General features: G+C 64.2%; 19 protein-coding genes. 7 read left to right on the top strand and 12 right to left on the bottom strand.

Annotation, left to right across the window (positions count from 1 at the left end):
- The first annotated feature begins 141 nt into the window (after positions 1–141).
- The 3 genes from VKV57_13945 (at position 142) to VKV57_13935 (ending at position 3,159) form a co-directional block, all read left to right on the top strand.
- A complete protein-coding gene (locus tag VKV57_13945) occupies positions 142–1,080 on the top strand; it encodes a dihydrodipicolinate synthase family protein (GenBank protein HLW61004.1) in 939 nt (312 codons plus the stop codon).
- A gap of 165 nt (positions 1,081–1,245) precedes the next feature.
- A complete protein-coding gene (locus tag VKV57_13940) occupies positions 1,246–2,082 on the top strand; it encodes an SDR family oxidoreductase (protein HLW61003.1) in 837 nt (278 codons plus the stop codon).
- A gap of 141 nt (positions 2,083–2,223) precedes the next feature.
- Complete coding sequence (locus VKV57_13935) at positions 2,224–3,159, top strand: M14 family metallopeptidase (protein HLW61002.1); 936 nt, start codon at positions 2,224–2,226, stop codon at positions 3,157–3,159.
- A 75-nt stretch (positions 3,160–3,234) separates the two neighbouring features.
- Here the strand turns inward: VKV57_13935 and VKV57_13930 are convergent, their stop codons facing one another.
- Positions 3,235–4,491, bottom strand: coding sequence for an MFS transporter (locus tag VKV57_13930; GenBank protein HLW61001.1), 1,257 nt, complete (start codon positions 4,489–4,491; stop codon positions 3,235–3,237).
- Positions 4,492–5,072: 581 nt separating this feature from the next.
- Between VKV57_13930 and VKV57_13925 the strand changes: the two genes are divergently transcribed.
- Complete coding sequence (locus tag VKV57_13925; protein HLW61000.1) at positions 5,073–5,453, top strand: hypothetical protein; 381 nt, start codon at positions 5,073–5,075, stop codon at positions 5,451–5,453.
- A 205-nt stretch (positions 5,454–5,658) separates the two neighbouring features.
- On the opposite strand, the gene VKV57_13920 is transcribed toward VKV57_13925, so the two are convergent.
- The 3 genes from VKV57_13920 to VKV57_13910 are packed head-to-tail and all read right to left on the bottom strand — an operon-like array spanning position 5,659 to position 8,191.
- Positions 5,659–6,516, bottom strand: a complete 858-nt coding sequence (locus VKV57_13920; GenBank protein ID HLW60999.1) for a metal ABC transporter permease — start codon at positions 6,514–6,516, stop codon at positions 5,659–5,661.
- Positions 6,516–7,325, bottom strand: coding sequence for an ATP-binding cassette domain-containing protein (locus VKV57_13915; protein HLW60998.1), 810 nt, complete (start codon positions 7,323–7,325; stop codon positions 6,516–6,518). Before VKV57_13915 ends, VKV57_13920 begins: the two co-directional genes overlap by 1 nt.
- Entirely contained in the window at positions 7,325–8,191 is an 867-nt protein-coding gene (locus tag VKV57_13910; GenBank protein HLW60997.1) for a zinc ABC transporter substrate-binding protein, read from the bottom strand. The genes VKV57_13915 and VKV57_13910 overlap by 1 nt, the downstream gene beginning before the upstream one ends.
- A 1,005-nt stretch (positions 8,192–9,196) precedes the next feature.
- Here VKV57_13910 and VKV57_13905 point away from each other — a divergent pair.
- Positions 9,197–10,039: an ABC transporter substrate-binding protein gene (locus VKV57_13905; GenBank protein ID HLW60996.1), complete on the top strand. Its 843-nt coding sequence runs from the start codon at positions 9,197–9,199 to the stop codon at positions 10,037–10,039.
- Positions 10,036–10,737, top strand: a complete 702-nt coding sequence (locus tag VKV57_13900) for an ABC transporter substrate-binding protein (protein HLW60995.1) — start codon at positions 10,036–10,038, stop codon at positions 10,735–10,737. Before VKV57_13905 ends, VKV57_13900 begins: the two co-directional genes overlap by 4 nt.
- A 326-nt stretch (positions 10,738–11,063) precedes the next feature.
- Here VKV57_13900 and VKV57_13895 read toward each other — a convergent pair whose 3' ends face one another.
- Complete coding sequence (locus VKV57_13895; protein HLW60994.1) at positions 11,064–11,474, bottom strand: cupin domain-containing protein; 411 nt, start codon at positions 11,472–11,474, stop codon at positions 11,064–11,066.
- Between VKV57_13895 and VKV57_13890 the strand changes: the two genes are divergently transcribed.
- Positions 11,439–11,783: an amidohydrolase family protein gene (locus VKV57_13890; GenBank protein ID HLW60993.1), complete on the top strand. Its 345-nt coding sequence runs from the start codon at positions 11,439–11,441 to the stop codon at positions 11,781–11,783. The genes VKV57_13895 and VKV57_13890 overlap by 36 nt on opposite strands.
- Before the next feature lie 18 nt (positions 11,784–11,801).
- Here the strand turns inward: VKV57_13890 and VKV57_13885 are convergent, their stop codons facing one another.
- The 7 genes from VKV57_13885 to VKV57_13855 form a co-directional block, all read right to left on the bottom strand.
- Positions 11,802–12,638 carry an ATP-binding cassette domain-containing protein gene (locus VKV57_13885; GenBank protein ID HLW60992.1) on the bottom strand — a complete coding sequence of 279 codons (837 nt, stop codon included), beginning with the start codon at positions 12,636–12,638 and terminating at the stop codon, positions 11,802–11,804.
- 73 nt (positions 12,639–12,711) lie between these two features.
- Complete coding sequence (locus tag VKV57_13880; GenBank protein ID HLW60991.1) at positions 12,712–13,680, bottom strand: sugar-binding protein; 969 nt, start codon at positions 13,678–13,680, stop codon at positions 12,712–12,714.
- 97 nt (positions 13,681–13,777) lie between these two features.
- On the bottom strand, positions 13,778–14,797 hold the full coding sequence (locus VKV57_13875) for an ABC transporter permease (GenBank protein HLW60990.1): 1,020 nt from the start codon (positions 14,795–14,797) through the stop codon (positions 13,778–13,780).
- Positions 14,798–14,894: 97 nt separating this feature from the next.
- Positions 14,895–15,749 carry an amidohydrolase family protein gene (locus VKV57_13870; protein ID HLW60989.1) on the bottom strand — a complete coding sequence of 285 codons (855 nt, stop codon included), beginning with the start codon at positions 15,747–15,749 and terminating at the stop codon, positions 14,895–14,897.
- A complete protein-coding gene (locus tag VKV57_13865) occupies positions 15,742–16,761 on the bottom strand; it encodes an aldo/keto reductase (GenBank protein ID HLW60988.1) in 1,020 nt (339 codons plus the stop codon). The genes VKV57_13870 and VKV57_13865 overlap by 8 nt, the downstream gene beginning before the upstream one ends.
- 1,312 nt (positions 16,762–18,073) lie before the next feature.
- On the bottom strand, positions 18,074–19,258 hold the full coding sequence (locus VKV57_13860) for an iron-containing alcohol dehydrogenase (protein HLW60987.1): 1,185 nt from the start codon (positions 19,256–19,258) through the stop codon (positions 18,074–18,076).
- A gap of 360 nt (positions 19,259–19,618) precedes the next feature.
- Positions 19,619–20,779 carry a M20 family metallopeptidase gene (locus VKV57_13855; protein HLW60986.1) on the bottom strand — a complete coding sequence of 387 codons (1,161 nt, stop codon included), beginning with the start codon at positions 20,777–20,779 and terminating at the stop codon, positions 19,619–19,621.
- Positions 20,780–20,800 lie beyond the last annotated feature (21 nt).

Below are 20,800 nucleotides of genomic sequence, written 5' to 3'. Positions count from 1 at the left end.
CCCGTGGCAGGCGGCCGGGGTGCCCCCACGAGTGGGGGCCGGACATCGAGGTGAAGGGGCCCCGAGCTCGAACCTTGAAGATGGTCGAATAATGGGTGGGAGGATCACCGAGACGGGTAGCGCACAAGGGGGAATCAATGGATGAAACGCCGGCTTGAGCCAATCTCTGGCGTGATCGCGCCGATCCTCACACCGTTTCACGATGATCTGACCATCGCGCAGAGCCTGTTCGCCGGTCATTCGCGGCACCTCCTCGAAACCGGCTGTGCGGGGCTCGCTCCTTTCGGCACAACGGGCGAGGCGCTATCGCTCGGGATTGAGGAACGGATGGCAGCGCTGGAGGGCTTGATCGAGTCCGGCATTGATCCCAAGAAACTGATTCCCGGTACAGGCCTGACGAACTTGCCCGATACGACCAAGCTGACTCGGCACGCCCTGGATCGCGGCTGCGCCGGCGTGATGGTGCTGCCGCCCTTCTACTTCAAGAATGTCCACGACGAAGGCCTGTTCGCGTATTTTAGCCGTCTCATCGAAAGCGTCGCTTCAAACGATCTCCGGATCTATCTGTATCATATTCCACCGGTTTCGCAGGTAGGCTTGTCCATCGAACTCATCCAGCGCCTCCGGTCGAGATTCCCGGCCCAGATCGTGGGGATCAAAGACAGTTCAGGTGACTGGGAGAATACGCGAAGACTGTTAACCGAGGTGCCGGGGCTGATCGTGTATCCGGGCTCGGAGCTGCCGCTGCTGGAGGCACTCGCGCTCGGTGCTCCAGGCTGCATCACCGCCACCGCCAATATCAATGCGGCGCAGATTGCCAAGATCGTCTCGTTGCACCAACGGGGCCAACAGGCCGAGGCGAAGCACCAGCACGAAGCCGTGAAGAAGGTCAGGCTAAAAATTCAAGAATACGGGCCGATCCCGGCCCAGAAATACCTCCTCTCCGCGTGGTCGGGAGACGGCAGATGGCGGAACGTGCGGCCGCCGTTCCTGCGCCTGGCGGACACCGTGGGTCGCGAGCTGCGCGACACACTTGAACGGGAATTCGGGTTCGCCCCCTCACCGCGCACCCTCGCTTGAAGTACCGGTCGGTCCCGCCCCATCGACGCCCCGCGTCGGTGGCGCGAGTCTGTCGCCTCCTGGGCAAGAAGTTGATGGCACCCGGAACAACAACCGGATGAAGGGCGCAGCATCGTCCACCCAATGGACGACGAGCGAAAACGCGAAACACGAAGGGATCGGACGATGACGCTTCTCAAGAACGGAGTCGCCCTCATCACCGGTGCGGCGCGCGGGTTGGGGTGGGGTATCGCCCGAGCGTTCGGCATTGCGGGCGCGAGGGTCGGGGTGACAGACATCAGTGACGATGACCTGGCGCGCTGCGCCCAAACCCTTGCCGCCGACGGCACGGACTTTCAAACTTTCCGCTCCGACGTTGCCGACCTCGCCGAGTGCCAAAGCGTCGTGAAAAAGATCCTCGACCACTGGGGGCGCCTCGATGTGGTGGTGCATAACGCGATTTACATGCCGCTGATCACCTTTGACGCGACCACGCCGGGAGAATGGACGCGCCAGATCAATGTCGGCATGGGCGGACTATTCAATTGTACGTACGCGGTTTGGAATCAGATGAAAGCGCAAGGCGGAGGTCACATCATGGGCATCGCCAGCGGCTCCAGCATACGCGGCTACGAAGAGGAGATCGCCTACTGCACGATCAAACACGGCGCCGAAGGATTCGTCAAGGCACTCTCGCTCGAAGCTCGATCCCACAACATCGCACTCAATACGATCGGCCCGGGCGCCCGCATCAAACCGACCCGCATGACCTGGGCAGAGTACGATCAAACCCCGGCGGAACTCAGAGCGAAATGGGCGGATCCGGTCGAACTCGGCAAGGCATGGGTGTGGCTCGCCGCGCAGCCGCCCAGCCGGTTCAGCGGCTACCGCTTCGACGCCGCGAAGCTCGTCCAGACCATCGCCCGAGAAGGTGACGAGTTTGAGTTCGCGGTCGAAAAGGTCACACTCTATCCGGACGATTTTCGCGCACGCCAAGAATGGTACAGGAATCGTGTGGAATAGCACAGCCCGACGTTCCGGCGCCCAGGCTTCTCGCGCATGTCAATCCGCCTTGCCGAGCGGCAACTCACCTGACGGGCTTGCACGCCGTGTGCGCTTCCATCAAGACGAACATAGTTCACTCACCTTCGGGGGGGTTCTCACTTGAGGACGATTTATGAATCTTTGGAATGGCACGAAGTTCGAATCACTGCCCACGCCGCCGCTCAGTACATCCCGCTGAAATATGGCGAAACCGGGACAACGGGCACTCGCGTGACCCTCATCGCTGGGACGCATGGCGACGAAGGACCCTGGTCTGCCCTGGCAATCAAAATGTTCTGCCTGCGCTCCATAGCGACCCTCACCGGTCGCCTGCGTGTGATTTTCACGGCCAATGCGCTCGCGGCCGAGGTCGAGCGTCGCAACTCCTGGATCGACTCCCCCAATCCTATCGACCTGGACAGCGTGTTCCCGGGCAACGCGGGCGGCTCACACACTGACCGCCTTGCGGCGTCCATTGCCCCGTTGATCGCTGACAGCGATGTGGTCATCGACCTTCATGGCGGCGGTACCTGGTGCGTCAACGCTTTCGTCAAACGCTTCGAAGGATCCGAGCAGTTGGCGACTGATCTAGGAGCGCCTTTCATCAGCAATGCCCCCAACAAGCGCGGCGGCCTCACCACCTACGCCCGCTCGCTGGGCATGAAAGTCGCGAATGTTGAAGTGGGCGGGCGTTCGAGCAGGGAAATGTATTGGGCCGAACGCAATGCCAAAGGCCTCGAGCGTGCCCTCTTTAATCTCGGCGTCATCACCCTTGGCGCTCCCCCCGCGCCGGCCGATAAAGCCATCGATGTGAGCGCAACGGAAGCCATGCGCGCCAAAGTGGGCGGGATTTTCGTGCCCACGCTCAGGGAAGGTGCTGTGGGCACTATCATCCCAGCGGGAACTGAGCTGGGCAAGATCCTCGACCTGCACACCCTGGCCGAATTACAGGTCTTCACCGCTCCCCATGAACAAACCGCGATGATGCTCATGCGTCCCCAAATCTGCACCATAGAGGGCTCAGCCCTTGTGTATATCGTGGCCAAACCCGCCTAAGCTTCAACCTCACCCCCAGAGGCTGAGGGTCTGCAGGGCGGCACGCGCCCCCGATCGCTCATCCGTGTGTTGCAATCAGGGCGAGCGCGGTGCGCGGCGGAGATGCCGGGTGATGCTTGACATAATAGGCACAGCGCCCAGAAGCGTGGCACCGCCGAGGAAGAACGCCGACTCGACCCCCGAGGCCGCGGTCACCAGCCCGAAGACGATCGGGCTCATGATCGCCCCGATGCGCTGCACCCCCTGACGCATCCCAAAGGCCACCCCCCAGGACTCCGCGCCGACCGATTCTACCATCAAGCTCATGGTGAGTGGCTGGGTGAAGCCGAGACTCGCTCCCATCAGCCCCGACACCAAGATCAGCGGCCAGAATTGTCGCACCAGTGGTGTGATGCCCAGCGTGACGGCCAACAGCGCAGTCGCGCCAAGGAGCAGCCATGCGTAGCCAAACCACTCCACGCCCCGCGTCAGGGACGAGCGAACAACCATCGAGCCCAGGCTGATCGCGGCGATGATGACCCCGATCAGGGTTGGGGATAGACCCGCCTTGTGCAGGTAGAGTGGATAGAACGACTGCTGCAGCGTCTGCCCGCACACCACCATGAACGAGATGAAGAGAACGGCGCGCACTTCCCGTTCGCGGAGGATCGGGCCGGCAAGCGTGTGGGCCGTCGCGAACGAGACAGGGCGCCGAAGGGGAGCCGGCACACCCCGGAGCGTCCCGGCGATCGCAAATGAGGGGATCATCAGGAGCCACACCGTCGCGAACGCCGTCTGGTACCCGAACTGCCCCGTGACGAAACCCCCGATGACCGGGCCGACGACCGCTCCGGCCGAGTTCCAAAGGGAATAGTACCCATAGTTCCGGACTCGCGTGGCCGGGGTGCTCGCCGCGGCAACCACGGCTTGCGAGGCCACCGCAAACCCGATGTTAGCGATCCCCATGAGCGCGTATGCGACGGCCACCGGCCAGACAGCATGCAGGGCGGTCAGGGTCACCCCGGCAACCGCGTACAGAAGCACCGCGCCTTTGGTGACCAGGGCGGGACCGCGTTCATCCACCAACGCGCCGGCGTGGAGGGAAATCAGCAGCGGCACGACACCGGAAAGCCCGATGATCCCTCCGATGACCCCGACCGATGTCCCCTGGGAGGCAAGGTAGAGGGGGATGAACGGCGCGGCAACATACCACGCCGCGGTCGAGACAACCTGCAGCACGTTGTTCAGCCAGAGGCGTGATTCCAGGTCCGTCCCGCCGGGCGCGGCCCCGCCCGGGACGAGGGGGTCGAGAGTGCCGGACGTGCGCTCGTTACGGGACTCCGAATTAACCATCAATCACCCAACGGCAACAGTTCTCCCACGCTTCGCGGTTCTGCGGGATCGTGGGGGGCACCTTCGCCGGGTATAATGCTTCCGCAGCCCTCCGCTCGATATCATCGATGAGTCCGCGCGCGTCACTTCGCGGTTCATCGACCAACGCCCCCCCGTTCGGTGCGGCACACAATACGCGGCAAGCCTGAATCTCGAAGACATCTTCATCTTTCCACCGCACGTGAATGGACGAATAGCCGAGGATCGCTCCGCAAACGAAAGCCTAGGGCCCGAGCGGACGTAGGAACCGAGGTCGCCGGAGCGCATGTAGCTACTGGCCTCTGGAAATGGGCATCCAGGAAGGGGGGCGGCCTCGACTGGAAGGTGGTCGGAGACCGGAAACGGAACCCCAGGTGGATTCTCCGAATACTCGTAGGCAACCGGGGATGGCGTCTTCGGCGGCACATAATGCGTCCCCTCGCGAGTGCCCAAAGGGGGACAACCCATTCGTGGACATCGCGGCCTCCGTTCGGCAAGGAGATCCTATCTGTTTCGGCTCCGCGTGACCGGTGCACTGTGACCTTGAGTGGGAGGTGAGAACGATGCGACGTGTAGTGATGCTTATCGGCATGATTGTCCTCGGAGCAAGCGCGGCGGCGTCCGCCCAGGTAGTTACCAGGGACCAGTTGCGACAGTACTTCCTCGGCGGGAACGCCTACAATCAAGGCTTTCAAGCTGGCTACGCCGCCGGGGTTGCGGACGCCGCTAGGGCAGCATATGGAAACCCGAGCATGATCACCCAAGGGGTCACGCTGTGCACCCAGAACCAGACGTTCCCGACACTCGTGCAAATGGCGAGTGCGGCCGTCCAGCAGTGGCTGGCGAGAGGCAACCCCAACGTGATCGCCGCGGCACAAATCCTTGGCGCGTACAACACCTGCTCGACCGGACAGGTGCGGGATCAGGGCGATAAAGGGAAATAATCTGGGGGCTGTGTTTTGTGATTCAGCCAGTGGGACTTTGCCGTTCGAACCGCGCCTGCGCCGCGAGAACCCATCACCCTCGGAGGAATGCCGACAATTGGCCCCCCCTGCCCTCGAACCTGTCTCCTCTCCCTGCGTGGCCCGACTCTGGAGATCCATGAAATTCAAGGCGATGCGCAATGCACGCGAATCGCCCACCCACGACTTACTTGCCAGGTATCGGCGCGACCGGATGCTCGGCGTGCGCCGCCGTCCTTGTGCCGCCCATCAGGCGCGGACCGATCACGCGCGCGAGCAGGTATGCGGCGAAGCTAAAAGCTGAGACAAAAAAACCAACCGGCAGTGATGTGTAGATCGCTCCGGCGAGGCCGCCGACCGTGGAAACGAGCGCGACACCCACGCTGTAGACGACCACCAAACGGGGTTGAGGGGTTAGCCGCTGCGCAGCCGCAGAGGGGACGACCAGCAGGGTGAGGATCAGGAGGACCCCGACCACCTGGACAGCCTCAGAGACCGCCAGCGCCAAAAGCAGCAAGAATACCGAGGAAAGCAGGCGGACGGGAACGCCGCGAGCCTCTGCCACCTCTGGATCGACGCTGGCGAACCGCAGGGGCCGGTAGATCACCGCCAAAGCGGCCAACGCGATCGTTCCAACGAAAGCAACCCGCAACAAATCTTCTTGACTGACGGCCAGGATCGATCCAAAGAGGATACTGAATGCTTCTGCTGCGTAGCGCTTGGTGAGACTCAAGAACAGGACGCCCAGACCGATGCCGAAGGCCAGGACGCTCCCGATGGCGACATCGCGTTCGCGCAGGCGCACTCCCAGGATGCCGATGGCTGCCGCGGCAGCAAAGGTGGCCGTCAGCACGCCGATCATGGGCGATGCTCCAAGCATCACGGCTCCCGCCGCCCCAGTAAAGCCCACTTCGGCTAAGCCGTGCACGGCAAATGCCATGTTGCGGATCGTGACGATTGGCCCCACACATCCCGCGAGGATGGCGGCCATCACCCCAGCGGCAAGCGCGTGCTGCACAAACGCGTAATGCCAAAGCGAGGTCATCAAACGGTTCCCCCGTGCATGTGCAGCGGCTCGTGCCCGCCAAGTTCAGCACCGAGCACCACGACCCGCCCTTTGATACGCTCGACCTCCACCGGCCGCCGGTAGAGGTGGGTGAGTGTCTCGGACGTCAACACATCGTCGACACCACCGACCGCCCAGGGGCCGCCGGCGAGTAACAACACCCGATCGATCGCGGTTAACAGGGGGTTGACATCGTGTGTGACAAAAATGACGGTAACGCCCCTCCGGCGATTCCACTCAGAAAATAATTGCACGATGGTTTGTTGATAATTCAGATCCAGGCTGAGGAGTGGCTCGTCGCAGAGCAGGAGCTGCGGTCTACCGATCAGGGCCTGGGCAACTCGAAGGCGCTGCTGCTCGCCACCGGACAGGCGTCCAACCGGAGAGTCGGCGAACGCCCGCGCGTCGAGGAGTGCCAGCATCTCCTCGACGTCGCGCTCCGCCCCTCGTGCGTTTCGCATGAACCCCCACCGGTTCCCGTCTAGGCCAAACCGCACCAGATCGCGACCACGAAGCGGGAGGTCGGGATCGAAGGCCCGCTGCTGCGGCACGTACCCGATCGCTTGATTCCCCCGGTGGGGAAGATGTCCAAGGACCCGCGCCCGGCCGGCGTTGAGCCTCTGCAGTCCCAGCAGCACGCGGAGGAGCGAAGTCTTCCCCGAGCCATTCGGCCCCAGCACCGCGAGAAACTCGCCCTGCGGCACAGCCAGCGACAATCCGTCCCACAACGGTCCATGGTCGAACCGCAGGGATGCCTGATCAAGCGTGATCGCCGGAGTGTCGGACACTACTTGCCCCGGCCGAGTGCCGCTCGCACCGCGCCCAACTGCGAGAGCATCCACTGCTGGTATGACTCCCTCGGCGGCTCGGTCTCTGAGATGCCCACGATTGGGACACCGACGCGTCTCGCCAGCTCTTGCACCCTGTTGGTGATGGGGGAGACCGTTTGAGTGTTGTACAGGAGGACTTTGACCTGGTGTTTCTTCAGCTGATCCTCCATCTGCGCCATCGCTGCGGCGGGGGGGTCTTCCCCTTCCTCCACCGCCTTCTGAAACACGAGCGGGGTGACCACACGCAGGCCGAGGGCAGCTGCCATGTAACCGAAGACAGGCTCGGTGGACGCGACCAAGGTGCCGTTGTACGCTATCTTGATGCTCGCGATGGCCTGGTTCAACGGCCGCAAGGATGCCCGGAAGGTTCGATACCGGTTGCGATAAGACGCCGCCGAGCCTGGGTCGAGCTGCACAAATGTATCGAGAATGGCTTGAGCGACCTTGGGGATCGTCGGGGGGTCGTACCACAGGTGCGGGTTCTCGCCCGTCTTGCGCCCAGCCAGATTCGCAACGACAATCACCTTACGCCGCAGATCCGGCGACGCAGCCTCCAGGCGATTCATGAATTCGTCATAGCCCATCCCATTTTGGATGATCACGCGCGCGTTGGCAACGGCGACGCCGGTCCGAGCGTTGGCCGCATATTCATGCGGGTCCACGTTCGGATCACTGATGATATTGGTCACAGACACGCGATCCCCGCCAAGCTGACCGGCAATATCCCCATAGAAGTTCTCCGCCGCAACGATGATGATCCGTGCAGCCGCAGGCGCCGCCGGAGCCGGACGCGTCACTCCCAGGGCCCCCAATCCGATCATCATCCCGCTCACGGCGGCCGCCCGCGCCGACCTTGACAGCTTCATCGCGTCCCTTCATAATTTTATTGTTGAGACTTGGTATCGATACTGAATCTCTTAAACTATAGAGCGAGATGGAAACCGGTGTCAAGAGCCGACAACAAGGATAGATCGTCTCATCGGTCGAACCCCGTGGGCAATTTCGTGGTCACATCCTCGATGCTCCCGGACTCGGTTTGGACCCGGCTCCGCCAAGTGGGACTCCGCGTAACCCCACTCCGGCGTCGACTCGTCAGAATCTTCGCCTCTTCGCGACGCTGGTACACGCCTCAGGAGCTACGTATCGCGGCCGAACAATCGGGGCTGCATCCAGGCCGAGCCACGGTCTACCGCCTCATCGCGGCTCTGGCCGAAGCGGGACTCTGTCGGTCTTTCCCGCAGGCGAATCGAACGATACGATATGTCTTCTGCGCTCCCGGGCATCATCATCACATGATCTGCCTCGACTGCGGCACGGTGATTAGTCTGACTGATTGCCGCGTTAGGGTCCCGGACAAGAAATTCGCCGTGCTTGACCATGTCGTGGACTTTTTTGGCCGATGTGCCAGGTGCCAAAAGAAGGTCTCCACATGATCCGACCTCCATCGTTCGGCGGGCTGAGTGCGTGAAACGGGCGCGCCATCGAGGAAGTTGACCCCGCACGCCGCCCGCCAGACCTCCGCGCGGCCAGCTCCTTTCCACCAGTCTGCCCCACCGATCCCCTCCCATCCGCAATATCAAACCATAACTAAGGGATGAATCACGCATCGAGGAACTAAGATATGTCCGGTGCTGGTGATCGACGCTTCCCAAGGGGGTAGCCTGTGAACCGCTGCGCCGTCGCAAGGGTGGCGGAACGGTCCGAGGGCTCAGTACATATTTGGGAGCCTCAGCTGACAGTGGCCTAAGGCTCATCATCTCTACGCAGCGACATCGGCAAGGGAAGCGACAGCCGGGCTCGAGTCGGGGGACAAAAGAGGAGGTCGGGTGGTGCAAAAACCAATCATGCTGGGGTTTGCCGCCATCGCGGTAGCGGGACTCATGGCGACGGCATCCGCGCAAGGTCAGAAGGCCGGTGGGCTGTTAAAGGCAGCGCTCGACCTTGATCCTCCCACTATGGACCCGCACCTCTCGGGCTCGGCGGTGGACCGTCAGGTGTTTCAGAACCTCTACGACAAGTTGGTGGATATCGACGAGAATTTGGCCATCGTGCCGATGCTGGCGGCGTCATGGACGATTAGCCCAGATGGGAAAACCGTGACGTTCAAACTCCGTCAGGGGGTAAAGTTCCATGACGGGATTCCATTCAACGCGGAGGCGGTGAAGGCCAACTTCGATAGAATGCGGGATCCAAAGTTCCCCTCCGCACGACGGAGTGAGATCGCACCGGTGGCAAATGTCGTCCCGGTCGACGCCGCGACCGTCCAGATCACACTGGAGCGGCCCTACAGCCCGCTGCTCTATGTCCTCACGGATCGGGCCGGGATGATGCTCTCTCCGACCGCCACGCAAAAGGACGGCCTGAACTTTACGCTGCACCCGGTAGGGACCGGCCCTTTCGTGTTCGCGGAGAAGATCCCCCAGGATCACATCACGCTTCGCCGCAACCCAGACTACTGGGAGAAAGGGCTCCCGCAGCTCGACGGGATCGTCTACCGGATGATCACCGACGACAACGCCCGCATCGCGAATCTTAAATCTGGGGACGTGGACATCGTCGGCACCGTTTCCCCCTCCCTCAGGTCAAGGAACTGGCCGCAGACGCCGCTCGGCCCGGGGCTGGTTTCCGCCTGCTGCAGCACGGTGCCATCGCCTGGACCGCCATCGCGTTGAACGTCACCAAACCGCCCTTTGACAACAAGCTGCTCCGTCAGGCTTTCGCCGCCACGGTGGATCGTGATGCGATCGCCAATGTCGTGCTTCAGGGCGCCGCGTACCCGGCGTATTTCTTCTTCCCGAACGGGACGCCGGCGTACGATGCGGCCTGGAAGCTGCCCCCACGGACCGTCGCGCTGGCTAAAGAGAAACTTCAGGCCGGGGGACATCCCGAGGGATTCACCTTCACGTTCCTTACCCAGCCGGGACAACAACGCCTAGCGGTCGCACAAGCGATCCAAGCAATGGCCGCGGACGCGGGGATCCAGATGAAGATCCAGATCGTTGATCAGGGCACGATTATCGATGCGATCAGCCACTTGAAGGAGGAAGCGGCGCTCATCGAGTGGAGCGGCCGTCCCGATCCCGACTTCGATATCTACCCGTTTACAACCCAGTCTGGCATCGGGTCCTTCAACTACACGGGGTACAACAACCAACGCGTCCAAACACTCCTCGACGCCGCACGGTACCTAGGGGCCATGAGTCAGCGGCGCCGGGCGTACGGTGAGGTGACAAAGCTGCTCGTCGATGACGTGCCCTACGTGTGGCTGTACTTCCCTAAAGAATACAAGCTCATTTCCACCCGCGTGCACGGGTTTGTGCAGGTTCCCGACGGCATGATGCGCTTCCGAGGGGTCACCCTCTCACCGTGACAGAGTGGGCCGGAGGAGGCAAAGACGGTATCGGGGCTGGGAAGCGGTGCCGATGTTCCTTTGGCGACCAGCAAGACAAAGCAGATGGGATACTCGGAGAGCCGAACATCTAACTGAGAATCTCCCCGAAATGGCCGCGGGATCCAAAAAGGCGCTCTAGGACTCATCCCAGCCGGCCCGTTGGGGAAAAGCGGACGCAATGCGTGGAGTCTAAGCTCTACACACTCCCCTCTCTCTGGCGCCGCGTCGTTCTATACCCAGTCGGGTCAGGGGCCGAGTGGCACCCGTAAAGCCTCACCTCACGTCGCACCCTCCAGGGAGTCTCCCTATGCACCTGAGCCGCGGGCTCCCTCCGCGTATGTATCCCAGTCTCGCAACGGAACCGACCAGTCCGTCGGGCCCACGGGCCGTGTGGAAATGTGGCACATCGCGGAGGTCGGCGTCGCCCCGTGCCAGTGCCACTGGCCCGCAGGGATGACCACGATGTCCCCCGGCCTGATGAGCCGCCGCTCCTGTTCCGTCGCAACGATCCCTTCGCCCTCCACGATATGGAGGGCCTGGTAGGTTTTGTGAACATGCGGCCGGGTCCGCGCCCCCGGCGCGAAGAATACCGCGACCATATCGATGCCCCTAGCGTCCTTCGTTGCGTGCAGATCTTGGAAGCGTGCGGTACCGCTGAAGTTCTCGGGGCTCCCCGGCGGATGCGCCCGCGCCGCTTGCACTCTGACGATGTGCATTTCGACCTCCCGCACTCTGCCATCTACTGCATCTGGCGCGTTTGCGCACTCAAGAGTTCCCTACGTCGGCTCCACCATCGTCGCGGCGAAGCGCGCGTCGAACCTCTATCTGATGGCGACCGCGGTCATGGAGCCGTTTACATTCGGGACACCGTGCGTGAGATCGGAGCCCATCAAATTCTATTCGAATCGAACGGACCCGCCGTGCTCCCGTCCACGCAGATTCTGGCGATCAAGCAGGCGGAGCTGCGGCCTGCGGAGGAACGCCAGGTGCTGGGGGAGAACGCCGCGCGATTGCTGCGCCTGTAACGTGCTCGAGGCGGGGCGTCAAAGTTGCGATTCACCGCTGCGGCCTGACCCGGTCGCTCCTCCCGGAAGGGCCGGGTCGGGGGGGAGCCCTGACCCCACGGCCATAGGGCCGGCTCCGCTCGTCCGCCCTCCGGTCACGATAAGCTCCAGGATCTCGTCCTCGGTGACCTCCCCAACAAGGCGGGTCGCGACGTGCCGTCCTTGCTTCAGCACGGTGACGCGGTCTCCAATCGCGAACACTTCCTGAAGCCTGTGGCTGATGAGAATCACGCCGACCCCGTGGTGCTTCAGGTCCGCGACGAGACGGAGCACCTCCTGCGTCGCACCAGGCGACAAGTTTGCGGTGGGCTCGTCGAGGATAAGCACCGCTGGGTCGACCGATAGCGCCCGCGCGATCGCGACGCTCTGCCGGCGCCCGCCTGAGAGGTGCCGGACCTGGACCGCCACGGACGGCGCATCGATGCGGAGACGCCGCAGCATCGCCTCCGCCGCCCGCTGCATGGCCCGGCGGTCCACAAACACGTGCGCTCGCTTCGGCCAGCGACCAAGGAAGATGTTCTGCGCGATATCGAGGTTGTTGCAGAGGGCGAAGTCCTGGTACACCATCTCGATGCCGCGCCGGCGCGCGTCGGCGGGAGTGGTGAACCGAACCGCGGCCCCGCGGAATACAATTCGTCCGGCCTCGGGTTGCACCGCGCCGGATAGAATCTTCATGAGGGTGGATTTTCCGGCGGAGTTGTCGCCGACGAGGCCGTGAACTTCCCCGGGCGCCAATGTGAAATCCACTCCCCGGAGCGCGTGAACCGCGCCGAAGTGCTTCTCGATACCCTGCATCTCGACGAGGGGCGGACTCATCCTGTGGCGTCCTCCCGTGGGCCGGGGGCGGCGCACCCCGCCACCCCAGCCCTGCGTTCCGACCGACCGAAGGTTACTTCAAGAAGCTGTCGACGTTTGCTTTCGTCACGACATCGAGGCCCGTGTGGGACGGGTCCGCGGGTTTGGTCTTTTTGGTCACGTACGCGTAGAGCGCATCGATGCTGTCAACGCCCATCTGATACGGCCGCTGGCCGACTAAGGCGCTCACGTACCCAGCCTTGAGGATCTCGAGTTCGGCCCGGAGGGTATCAAACGACACCACCGCAAACTTGCCGGCTTTCATTGCGGCGGCCTTGGGCTTCAGCGCCTGCTTGTACGCCTCCGGCGCGAACAGCGGCCACCCGCCCACGGCGACAACCCCGCTGAGATCGGGATGCGCGGCGAGGGCCTGTTCGATGAGCTGGACGGCCCGGTTGACATCGTCGTTGCACGGGAACGGCGAGCCGGATACCTCGGTGAACTTGTCCGCCACCCCCGCTTGTTTCAGGCCGTCATGGACCCCTTTGATCCGCTCGTTGAGGTTTTCGGCCCCCAGCCCGCCCGTGATGATCGCGTACTTGCCGCCGCTTGGCAACGCCATGGCAAACTGCTTGCCGAGGGCGACGCCGCCGGCGTAGTTGTCGGTCCCGATGAACGCGAGCCGGCCCGAGCCCGACGCCGCATCGGAATCGAACGTGACGACCGCGATACCCGCGGCGATTGCCTGCTTGATCACCGGCACGGCGGCCTTGCCGTCGACAGGCGCAACCGCCATCCCATCAACGTGACGCTGGATCAACCCTTCCAGCACTTGGATCTGCGGCTGGATCTCCGTCACGGTCGGCCCCGTAAAATCACACGTTACCCCCAGCTTCTTCGCTTCGGCCTCACACCCGCGCCGCACGTCGTTGTAGAACGGGTTGTTGATCGCCTTGGGCACGATCGCGAAGATCAGCGCTTTAGCCCCGTGCGCGGACGGAGCTCCCGGTGGGATGACCACGAGCCCCGCCGCTAGGACCAATACCGAAATGGTACGCCACACGCGCATCACCATACCTCACCCCCTTTGTCGGTTCCTTCCGGGCTGCGCCCGCGATTCGCACCGCGGCGCCGGCGCCCCCGGCCGAAGGGCCGCCTGGTCAGTCGCGGGCGAAGCGCAGCCGCACGCGGTCCAGCAACACCGCCACGATGATCGTGCTGCCGATCACCACCTCCTGCCAAAAGGCGGGGACGCCCATCAGAACCATCGCGTTTAGGAGCACGCCGATGAGGGCGGCGCCCGCGAACAGGCCGAGGACGGAGCCCTGGCCGCCCAGCAGACTAATGCCGCCGATCACCGCCGCCGCGATGACGTTGAGTTCCTCGCCCTGCCCGGTGGTCGCGTCGCCGACGGAGAGCCGCGCCGCGAGCAGGATACCGGTCAGAGCGGCCAGCGAGCCACTGGTCATGTAGGCGACGAGGCGGACGCGCTCCACGTTGATTCCGCTCAAACGGCTGGCCTCGTCGTTGCCGCCGGCCGCATATACATTGTAACCAAACGGGGTGTGGGTCAGAACGATCCACCCGACGAACACCACCAGAATCATGAAGACGACCGGGTAGGGCACCGGGCCGAGATACCCGGCGCCCAGGCCGACAAACGTCGCGCCGTCTCGACCGAGCGCCGAAAGGGGATATCCCTGGGTGATGACGAGCGAGAGGCCGTGGGCAATCGACAGCATGCCGAGCGTGGGAATGAGCGGGGTCATTCGCGCCCTCGTCACCAGCAGGCCGTTCGCGGTACCGCAGGCCCACCCGGCACCGACCCCGATGGCGACCGCGGGGAGGAGCCCTGCGCCGAGGCCGAGGAGTTTGGTGGCGACCACGCCGCCGAGGCCCATCAGAGATCCCACGGAAAGGTCGATGCCGCCACCGCCCGCCAGAATGACGATCGCTTCGCCCACGCCGACCGCGGCGATGAACGAGAAGTTGCGCGCCACCTCAAACAGGTTATCGGACGAGAGGAACCGGGGCGCGATAAGGGAAACGGCGACGATCACGAGCGCCAAGGCGGCGTAGATCGCGACCTCGTAGGATCCCAGCATCCGGGCACCCCACCCACGCCCGGACGGAGCGAGGATCGGGCCCACGGCCGCGGGATGCGTGTCACCGACCGTCATGCCCGGATCCGCCATTTTGGAATCAGCCGTATCACCGCCGCCCTCGGTTTCCCTTCCCCGTGCTTTCGGTAGCACGGCGCCGGAGTCCTCGAACCACTCAACAACGCAGCCGGTAGAACTCCATCGCGTTCCGGCCGAAGATCTTACTACGCGCCTTCGCAGAGAGATCCGCTAGCGTTGCGGCAGCGGTATCGAGCACCTGGCCATACGACCCGGCCACCAGACAGACCGGCCAGTCGGAGCCGAACATCAACCGGTCTTCTCCGAACCAGCCCACCACCCGGCGCACGTAGGGTATCAAATCGTCCGGTCGCCACGCGTGCCAGTCGGCCTCGGTGATCATCCCGGAGAGCTTGCAGGAGACGTTCCGCAGATCGCTGAACGGCGCCATCGCCTCCGCCCAGGAGTGGTGGTCCCCGGTGCGGATCGGGGGCTTGGCGATGTGGTCAATGACGAACCGCATCTCGGGAAGTTCGTGCGCCACACGCCACGCCGCCGGAAGCTCACGGGTGCGGACGAGGAAGTCAAACGCCAGTCCCGCATCCCCGAGCGCTCGGAGTCCTCGCCGTACGTCCTCGCGCACGAGCCACCCCGGATCCGGCTCGTCGTGGGCCTGATGCCTGATCCCCACAAGCCACCGGCCTTCGGGCGCCGCCCGCACCTCGCGGAGAACGCTCTCCACGCCGGGGTCGGCGAGGTCAACCCACCCGACCACACCGGCGACGAACCCGGCCCGAGCCGCCACGCGCAGGAGCTCGCGTGTTTCCGCTAGGCTCGACAACGTTTGAACCAGCACGGTGCGATCGACGCCGTGCTGTGCCAACTGCGGGGCCAGGTCCTCGGGCCCAAACCGGCGCCGAACGGCCGCGTATTCGGCGGTCAGCCACGGGTAGGTTACGACCGCCGGATCCCAGAAGTGCTGGTGCGCATCAACCACCGGTTCCCTACGCACCGTCTCCCCCCTCTCCCGGTAGGGGAGCATCCGCGGGAAGAAGCCGCTCCCGCCGAAGGTTCTCCCAGAGCGCCGCGGGGATCGGGTACCGCAAGCACTGGATGTTCTCGTCCACCTCCGCGGACGAGCGGCACCCGATCAGGACGGCAGAAACCGCCGGGTGCCCAAAGGGAAACTGGAGGGCCGCGGCCTTCAACGGAACGCCATGCCGCTGGCAGATCGCGTGGATGTGCTGCGCCTTTGCCACCAACCCGGGCGGCGCCGGCACGTAGTCAAATGTGGCGCCCATCCGCGGGTCCGCCAGGATCCCGCTATTGTACACACCTCCGACGATCACAGCGACCTGCCGGGCTCTACACGCGGGCAGCAACCCCCCCAGCGCGGCCTGATCGAGCAGCGTGTAGCGCCCGGCCACCAGGACGCAGTCCAGATCGACCTCTCGCACAAACCGCTCCAGCAGCTCCGCCTGGTTCATGCCCGCGCCAACGGCGGCGATCGTCCCCTCCCGGCGGAGGTGGTCCAGCGCACGGTACGCACCCCCGCACGCCTCGGGGTAGTGGGCGTCAGGATCGTGGATGTGGAGGATATCCACCCGGTCAAGCTCCAGTCGCGTCAGGCTCTCCTCGATTGATCGCATGACGCCGTCGTAACTGAAGTCAAATATCGGGCTCACGTCGGGCGTACCTTGGTAGAACGGCTTGCCGCGATCGAACTGGGTGAGATCGGGCGGCGCGCCGGCGCGCAGCAGACGCCCGACCTTCGTCGAGAGCACGTACTCACCGCGGGGCTTGCCGCGGAGGACGTGTCCGATCCGTTGCTCGGCGAGGCCGTATCCGTAGAGCGGCGCTGTATCGAAGAACCGCAGTCCCGTCTCATAGGCGCGCTCGACGGTGGCGTGGGCCCGACGGTCCGCCACCGCCTCGAACAAGCCGCCGAGTGGCGCGGTGCCAAGGCCCAGCCGCGTCACCGTCAGCCGTGTCCTACCCAAGAGCACCCGTTCGCTGGGGTCCATCGCTGCCGGAAGAGTTCATCGTCAGGGCACCATCTTCCCCACCCCTGCCGGTCCTCTGCATCCGGATCTGGGGTCCCCTTCTTCTCGGCCCCCCGTCTCGCAACAAGCAGCCACCAGTCAACATAGCGGTCAGGTATGCGGTCTCAGGTTCCGGGTCAGATCCAAGAGGCGGGGCTCATGGCGAATTCGGCAATCGGCGGGGAGGGTTCGAATTCATCGCACAGCGTTGGAGCGGATACTGGAGCGGCCCACTGTCTCCCCTCGTCGCCCCTGGCGGGATGGCGGGGATATCGAGTCAACGACGCGGAGAAGTCGTGTACGTAAACTGGCTTGGGGGCATGAGTCCCCCCCCAGGCTCTTGGGACCTAACTCAGGAGCCTAAGGTCCCGGACCGTGGTGACCGTAACTCGGTCTTCTCCTTCCGTAGTAGGCCTATGTGGTCGGCTTCAGATCGGGGGTCGCGACATGCCACACGCCGTTCTGTGGTCCATGCCGGCCCTCCCCTTGAACTTCGCCGGGCTTTGAATCAACCCCAAACCTATAGAGGAAGTGCCCATTGTAACTTACCTGGGACCCGTTGGCGGTCTTGGCGATGGCAATCTTCCCCGTCGCCGAGGCTGGGGCTTTTGGAGCCACGACGGCCAACAATGGCGGCCACGCGCCGGCACAGCCTCCCGTACATGCACTCGATGTCGCGGTATCTGAGCTCAGGTAGTAGAGGCTCATGCCTTTTGTGTCCACAAGAATCGGCTGCGACTTCCCCTCAATCATGACGGTGGCTACGTTGAGGGTGGAGGATTGGCTGGGTGGCTGCGTCGGCTGCGGACTCGGTGTATAATTGTATTGAGCAGACGCCACCCCGACAGATATCATCAACGCAAACAGCACAGCGCCCACGATCCTACCCCTCATCATCCGCATAGGAATACCTCCTTTGGATCATACTGCGCTAAACAGTTGCAGAGGATAACGCAAAACCCGCGGTGGTTCGCTTCGTCTTCGACGCCCCAGGCGACATCGGGAAAGAATGGATTGCTGATATCCGACACGAACAGGCCGACGGTCTGGGTACGACAAGTTCTCGGAGTGCGGGCGAGCCCGTTCCGCCGGCACCCAAGATTCTGGATAACCCCGGCACCAGCCCGGCGCAACTCCCCGGAGATTCCAGGGTGGTTGCTGACGACGGCAGAAACTGTCGACACGGAAACATGTGCCCGCCGCGCAACATCCTGCATGGTGGCCATCGCCGAGGGCCCCCGAGCGGAACGTTTCACCGAAACGTTTCGATGGACGTCCCGGCAATCCTTCAGGATCAGGACTGCCAGAGGTGAGCCGGGCGCCCTTCCCACATCGCGGTATACAGCGACACAAGGCTTTCCGGGTCAAGTGGACGCGGGTTGTTGGGCCGCGGGTACTGCTTGAGGCATTCCTCAACGAGTTCCGGCAGGCGCTCACGCTCCAGCCCAAGCGCGCGAAGCGATTCCGGAATGCCGACGTCCTGGCAGAGCCCCCCCACCGAGGCAACCACGTGCTTCTCTCCCACGCCAGCGGCCGTTGCGACCAGCCGTAGACGCTCGCCTGCGGCCTGACGGTTATATGCCATGGTGTACGGAAGCGCCAGCGCGCAAGAGAACCCATGTGGGGTGTGAAGCCGGTTCGCTATCGTATAGGCGATCGAGTGGCCAACGACCATGCCGGCGTTGAGCGTCAGGCCCCCCATGTACGCGGCAAGCAACATATCGGCGCGGGCCGCTGCGTCGTTTCCGTCGGCATAGGCGCGGGGCAGCGCACGGAAGATCAGCTCAATGCCTTGCGTTGCCATAAGATCCGTCAACCCTGTCGCGTTCGTGGACAGCATGCCTTCGATGCAATGGCTCAGCGCGTCTAGGCCGGTGTCGGCGGTGACCTTGGGGGGTAGCGAGTGGGTGAGCGTGGGGTCCAAGATCACCCCTGCCGCGAGGAGCTGCGGGTGATTGTTGGCAAATGCTTTGAGGGGCCCTTTCGTGACCACCGCGTTCTGGCTGGCCTCTGCTCCGGTCCCCGCGGTGGTGGGCACGAGGATTGTCGGAACGCCGGGGTTCGCAAACCGCTGCCCGACGAAATGCGTATAGTCGAACACGCTTCCGGCGTTGCGGACAAGCGCAGCACTGAGCTTTGCGACGTCCATCACGCTGCCGCCGCCGACGCCAACCACCAGGACCGGGGATAAGTGCCGGGCCACCGCGACGGCGCTGTCGGCGGTCTCTGCACTCGGCTCGCCGGGGATATTCGAGTAGCGCTCGATCCGGAACCCTGCCTTCTCGAGCCCCGAGACGATCTCCCGCGCCAACCCGAGGCGATCTCCAACAGGGTCCGTCATCAGCAAGACGGGACCCACCGCGATCGCGAGCTCCCTGACACAGTCCCCGATCTGGGTCGCGGCGCCGGTCCCGAACCAAATACGACTCGGTGTGCGGAACGGACGGGGTTGATCAAAAAGCTCATAGCGGGAACCCATCGCGGGCCCTCCTAATCCTGGAGTGACCGCACAGGCAATGCCATCTGGCGCCTCAAGTACCGACGAAACTCGGTGCGGTGTGCGGGACTCTTCGCGAGGACCACTGCCATCCCCTACGATCCCCTGTTTGTTGGGATGTCAAAGATTTTTTCTTTTGACGCCAGGATGCACGATTGGGAGGCCGCGGTCGATGCGCGCAACGCCGATTCGACACGGGCGCGAGCGCCGCATCCCTGAGGGCTGTTCGTCTATGGTCGAACTAAAGCTTCTGATCCAGCGGTGGGCTCGCGCGGGTTCTCGACGCCGCGAAAGCGCTGGTCCGGCGTGCGGTCCGCCTTAGCGAGCCCGGGCCATCCTCCATTACCCCCTCGCGGTATCCGAGGGGGGAAGCTTCGCGATCAACCCCGCGAGCAGCGCCGCCCGCCGTGGTAACGACTCGACGAGTACGAACTCATTCCGGCTGCAAGCGTGCCCGCCTTCTGCGCCGAGACCGTCAAGCGTCGGGATCCCCAGCGCGCCGGTAAAATTGCCGTCGGACCCCGCCTGGGTAGCCGCTCCGTCCAGGGCGAGACCGATCTCCCGGCCGCAGGCCTGCGCCAGTTGGAGCAGCCGTTCTCCCCCCGGGGTGCGTTCAAACGCAGGCCGCGTAATCCCCCCTGCGAGTTGTGCGGACGTCCCCGAGACGTGGGGGGCGCCGGCGATGATCTGGATGCGTCGCAGAAGTTCCTCGGCGTCACCCGCGGTGCGGGCGCGCACATCGACGCTGGCGGTCGCCCGGTCCGGGATCACCTGTCGGGCGCTGCCCCCAGCGGCGACGCCGACGGTGACCAGCGTTCCGCGCACGGGGTCGGTCAGGTCCTCCAGTTCCAGGATCTTGTGGGCGAGCGCGTGGACGGCGCTCGCCCCGCGCTCCGGCGCGGTGGTGTGCGCGGTGATACCGCTCACCTCCAGCGACAGGGCCCCGACCATGCCGCGTTGCACGACCAGGGCGCCATTCTCCCGGGCAGGCTCCATGACCAAGGTCCAGTCGGCACGCCGCGCCTCGCGCTCGATCCACGCCCGGCCTGTCGGGCTCCCCAGTTCCTCGTCGCCACAGAGGAACACCGTGGTCGCCGCGAGCCCGTCCCACTCCATCTCCCCCAGAGCGCGCAGCGCCGAGAAGAGCACCACCCACCCGCCCTTCATGTCCAAGACCCCGGGGCCGTACGCCCGTCCGCCCTCGACCCGAAACGGGTTGTTCGCCAGCGTCCCCCGCGGCCAGACCGTGTCCAGGTGGAGCAGGGCGAGCAGGCGGCCGCGCCCGCCGCCCGCCCTGCGCGCAACCAGGTGGTCGCCGCACGACGGCTGAGGCACGGTTTCGACGGCGAATCCGGTCGCGGCCAGAGCGTCTGCGGCAAGTCGCCCCGCGCGATCGACCCCCGGCTTGTCCCGCGAGCCGCTCTCGGCGGACACGTACGCTCCGAGTTCCTCAACCATGGACCGCTGGCGCGTGGCGAGAACTCGGTAAATCCGCTCCGTCATCCCCACGGCTGTCCCTGCCCG

The sequence above is a fragment of the bacterium genome, assembly GCA_035307765.1.
In the GTDB taxonomy this organism is placed as follows: domain Bacteria; phylum Sysuimicrobiota; class Sysuimicrobiia; order Sysuimicrobiales; family Segetimicrobiaceae; genus Segetimicrobium.
This window is presented reverse-complemented; position numbering and strand designations above follow the sequence as displayed.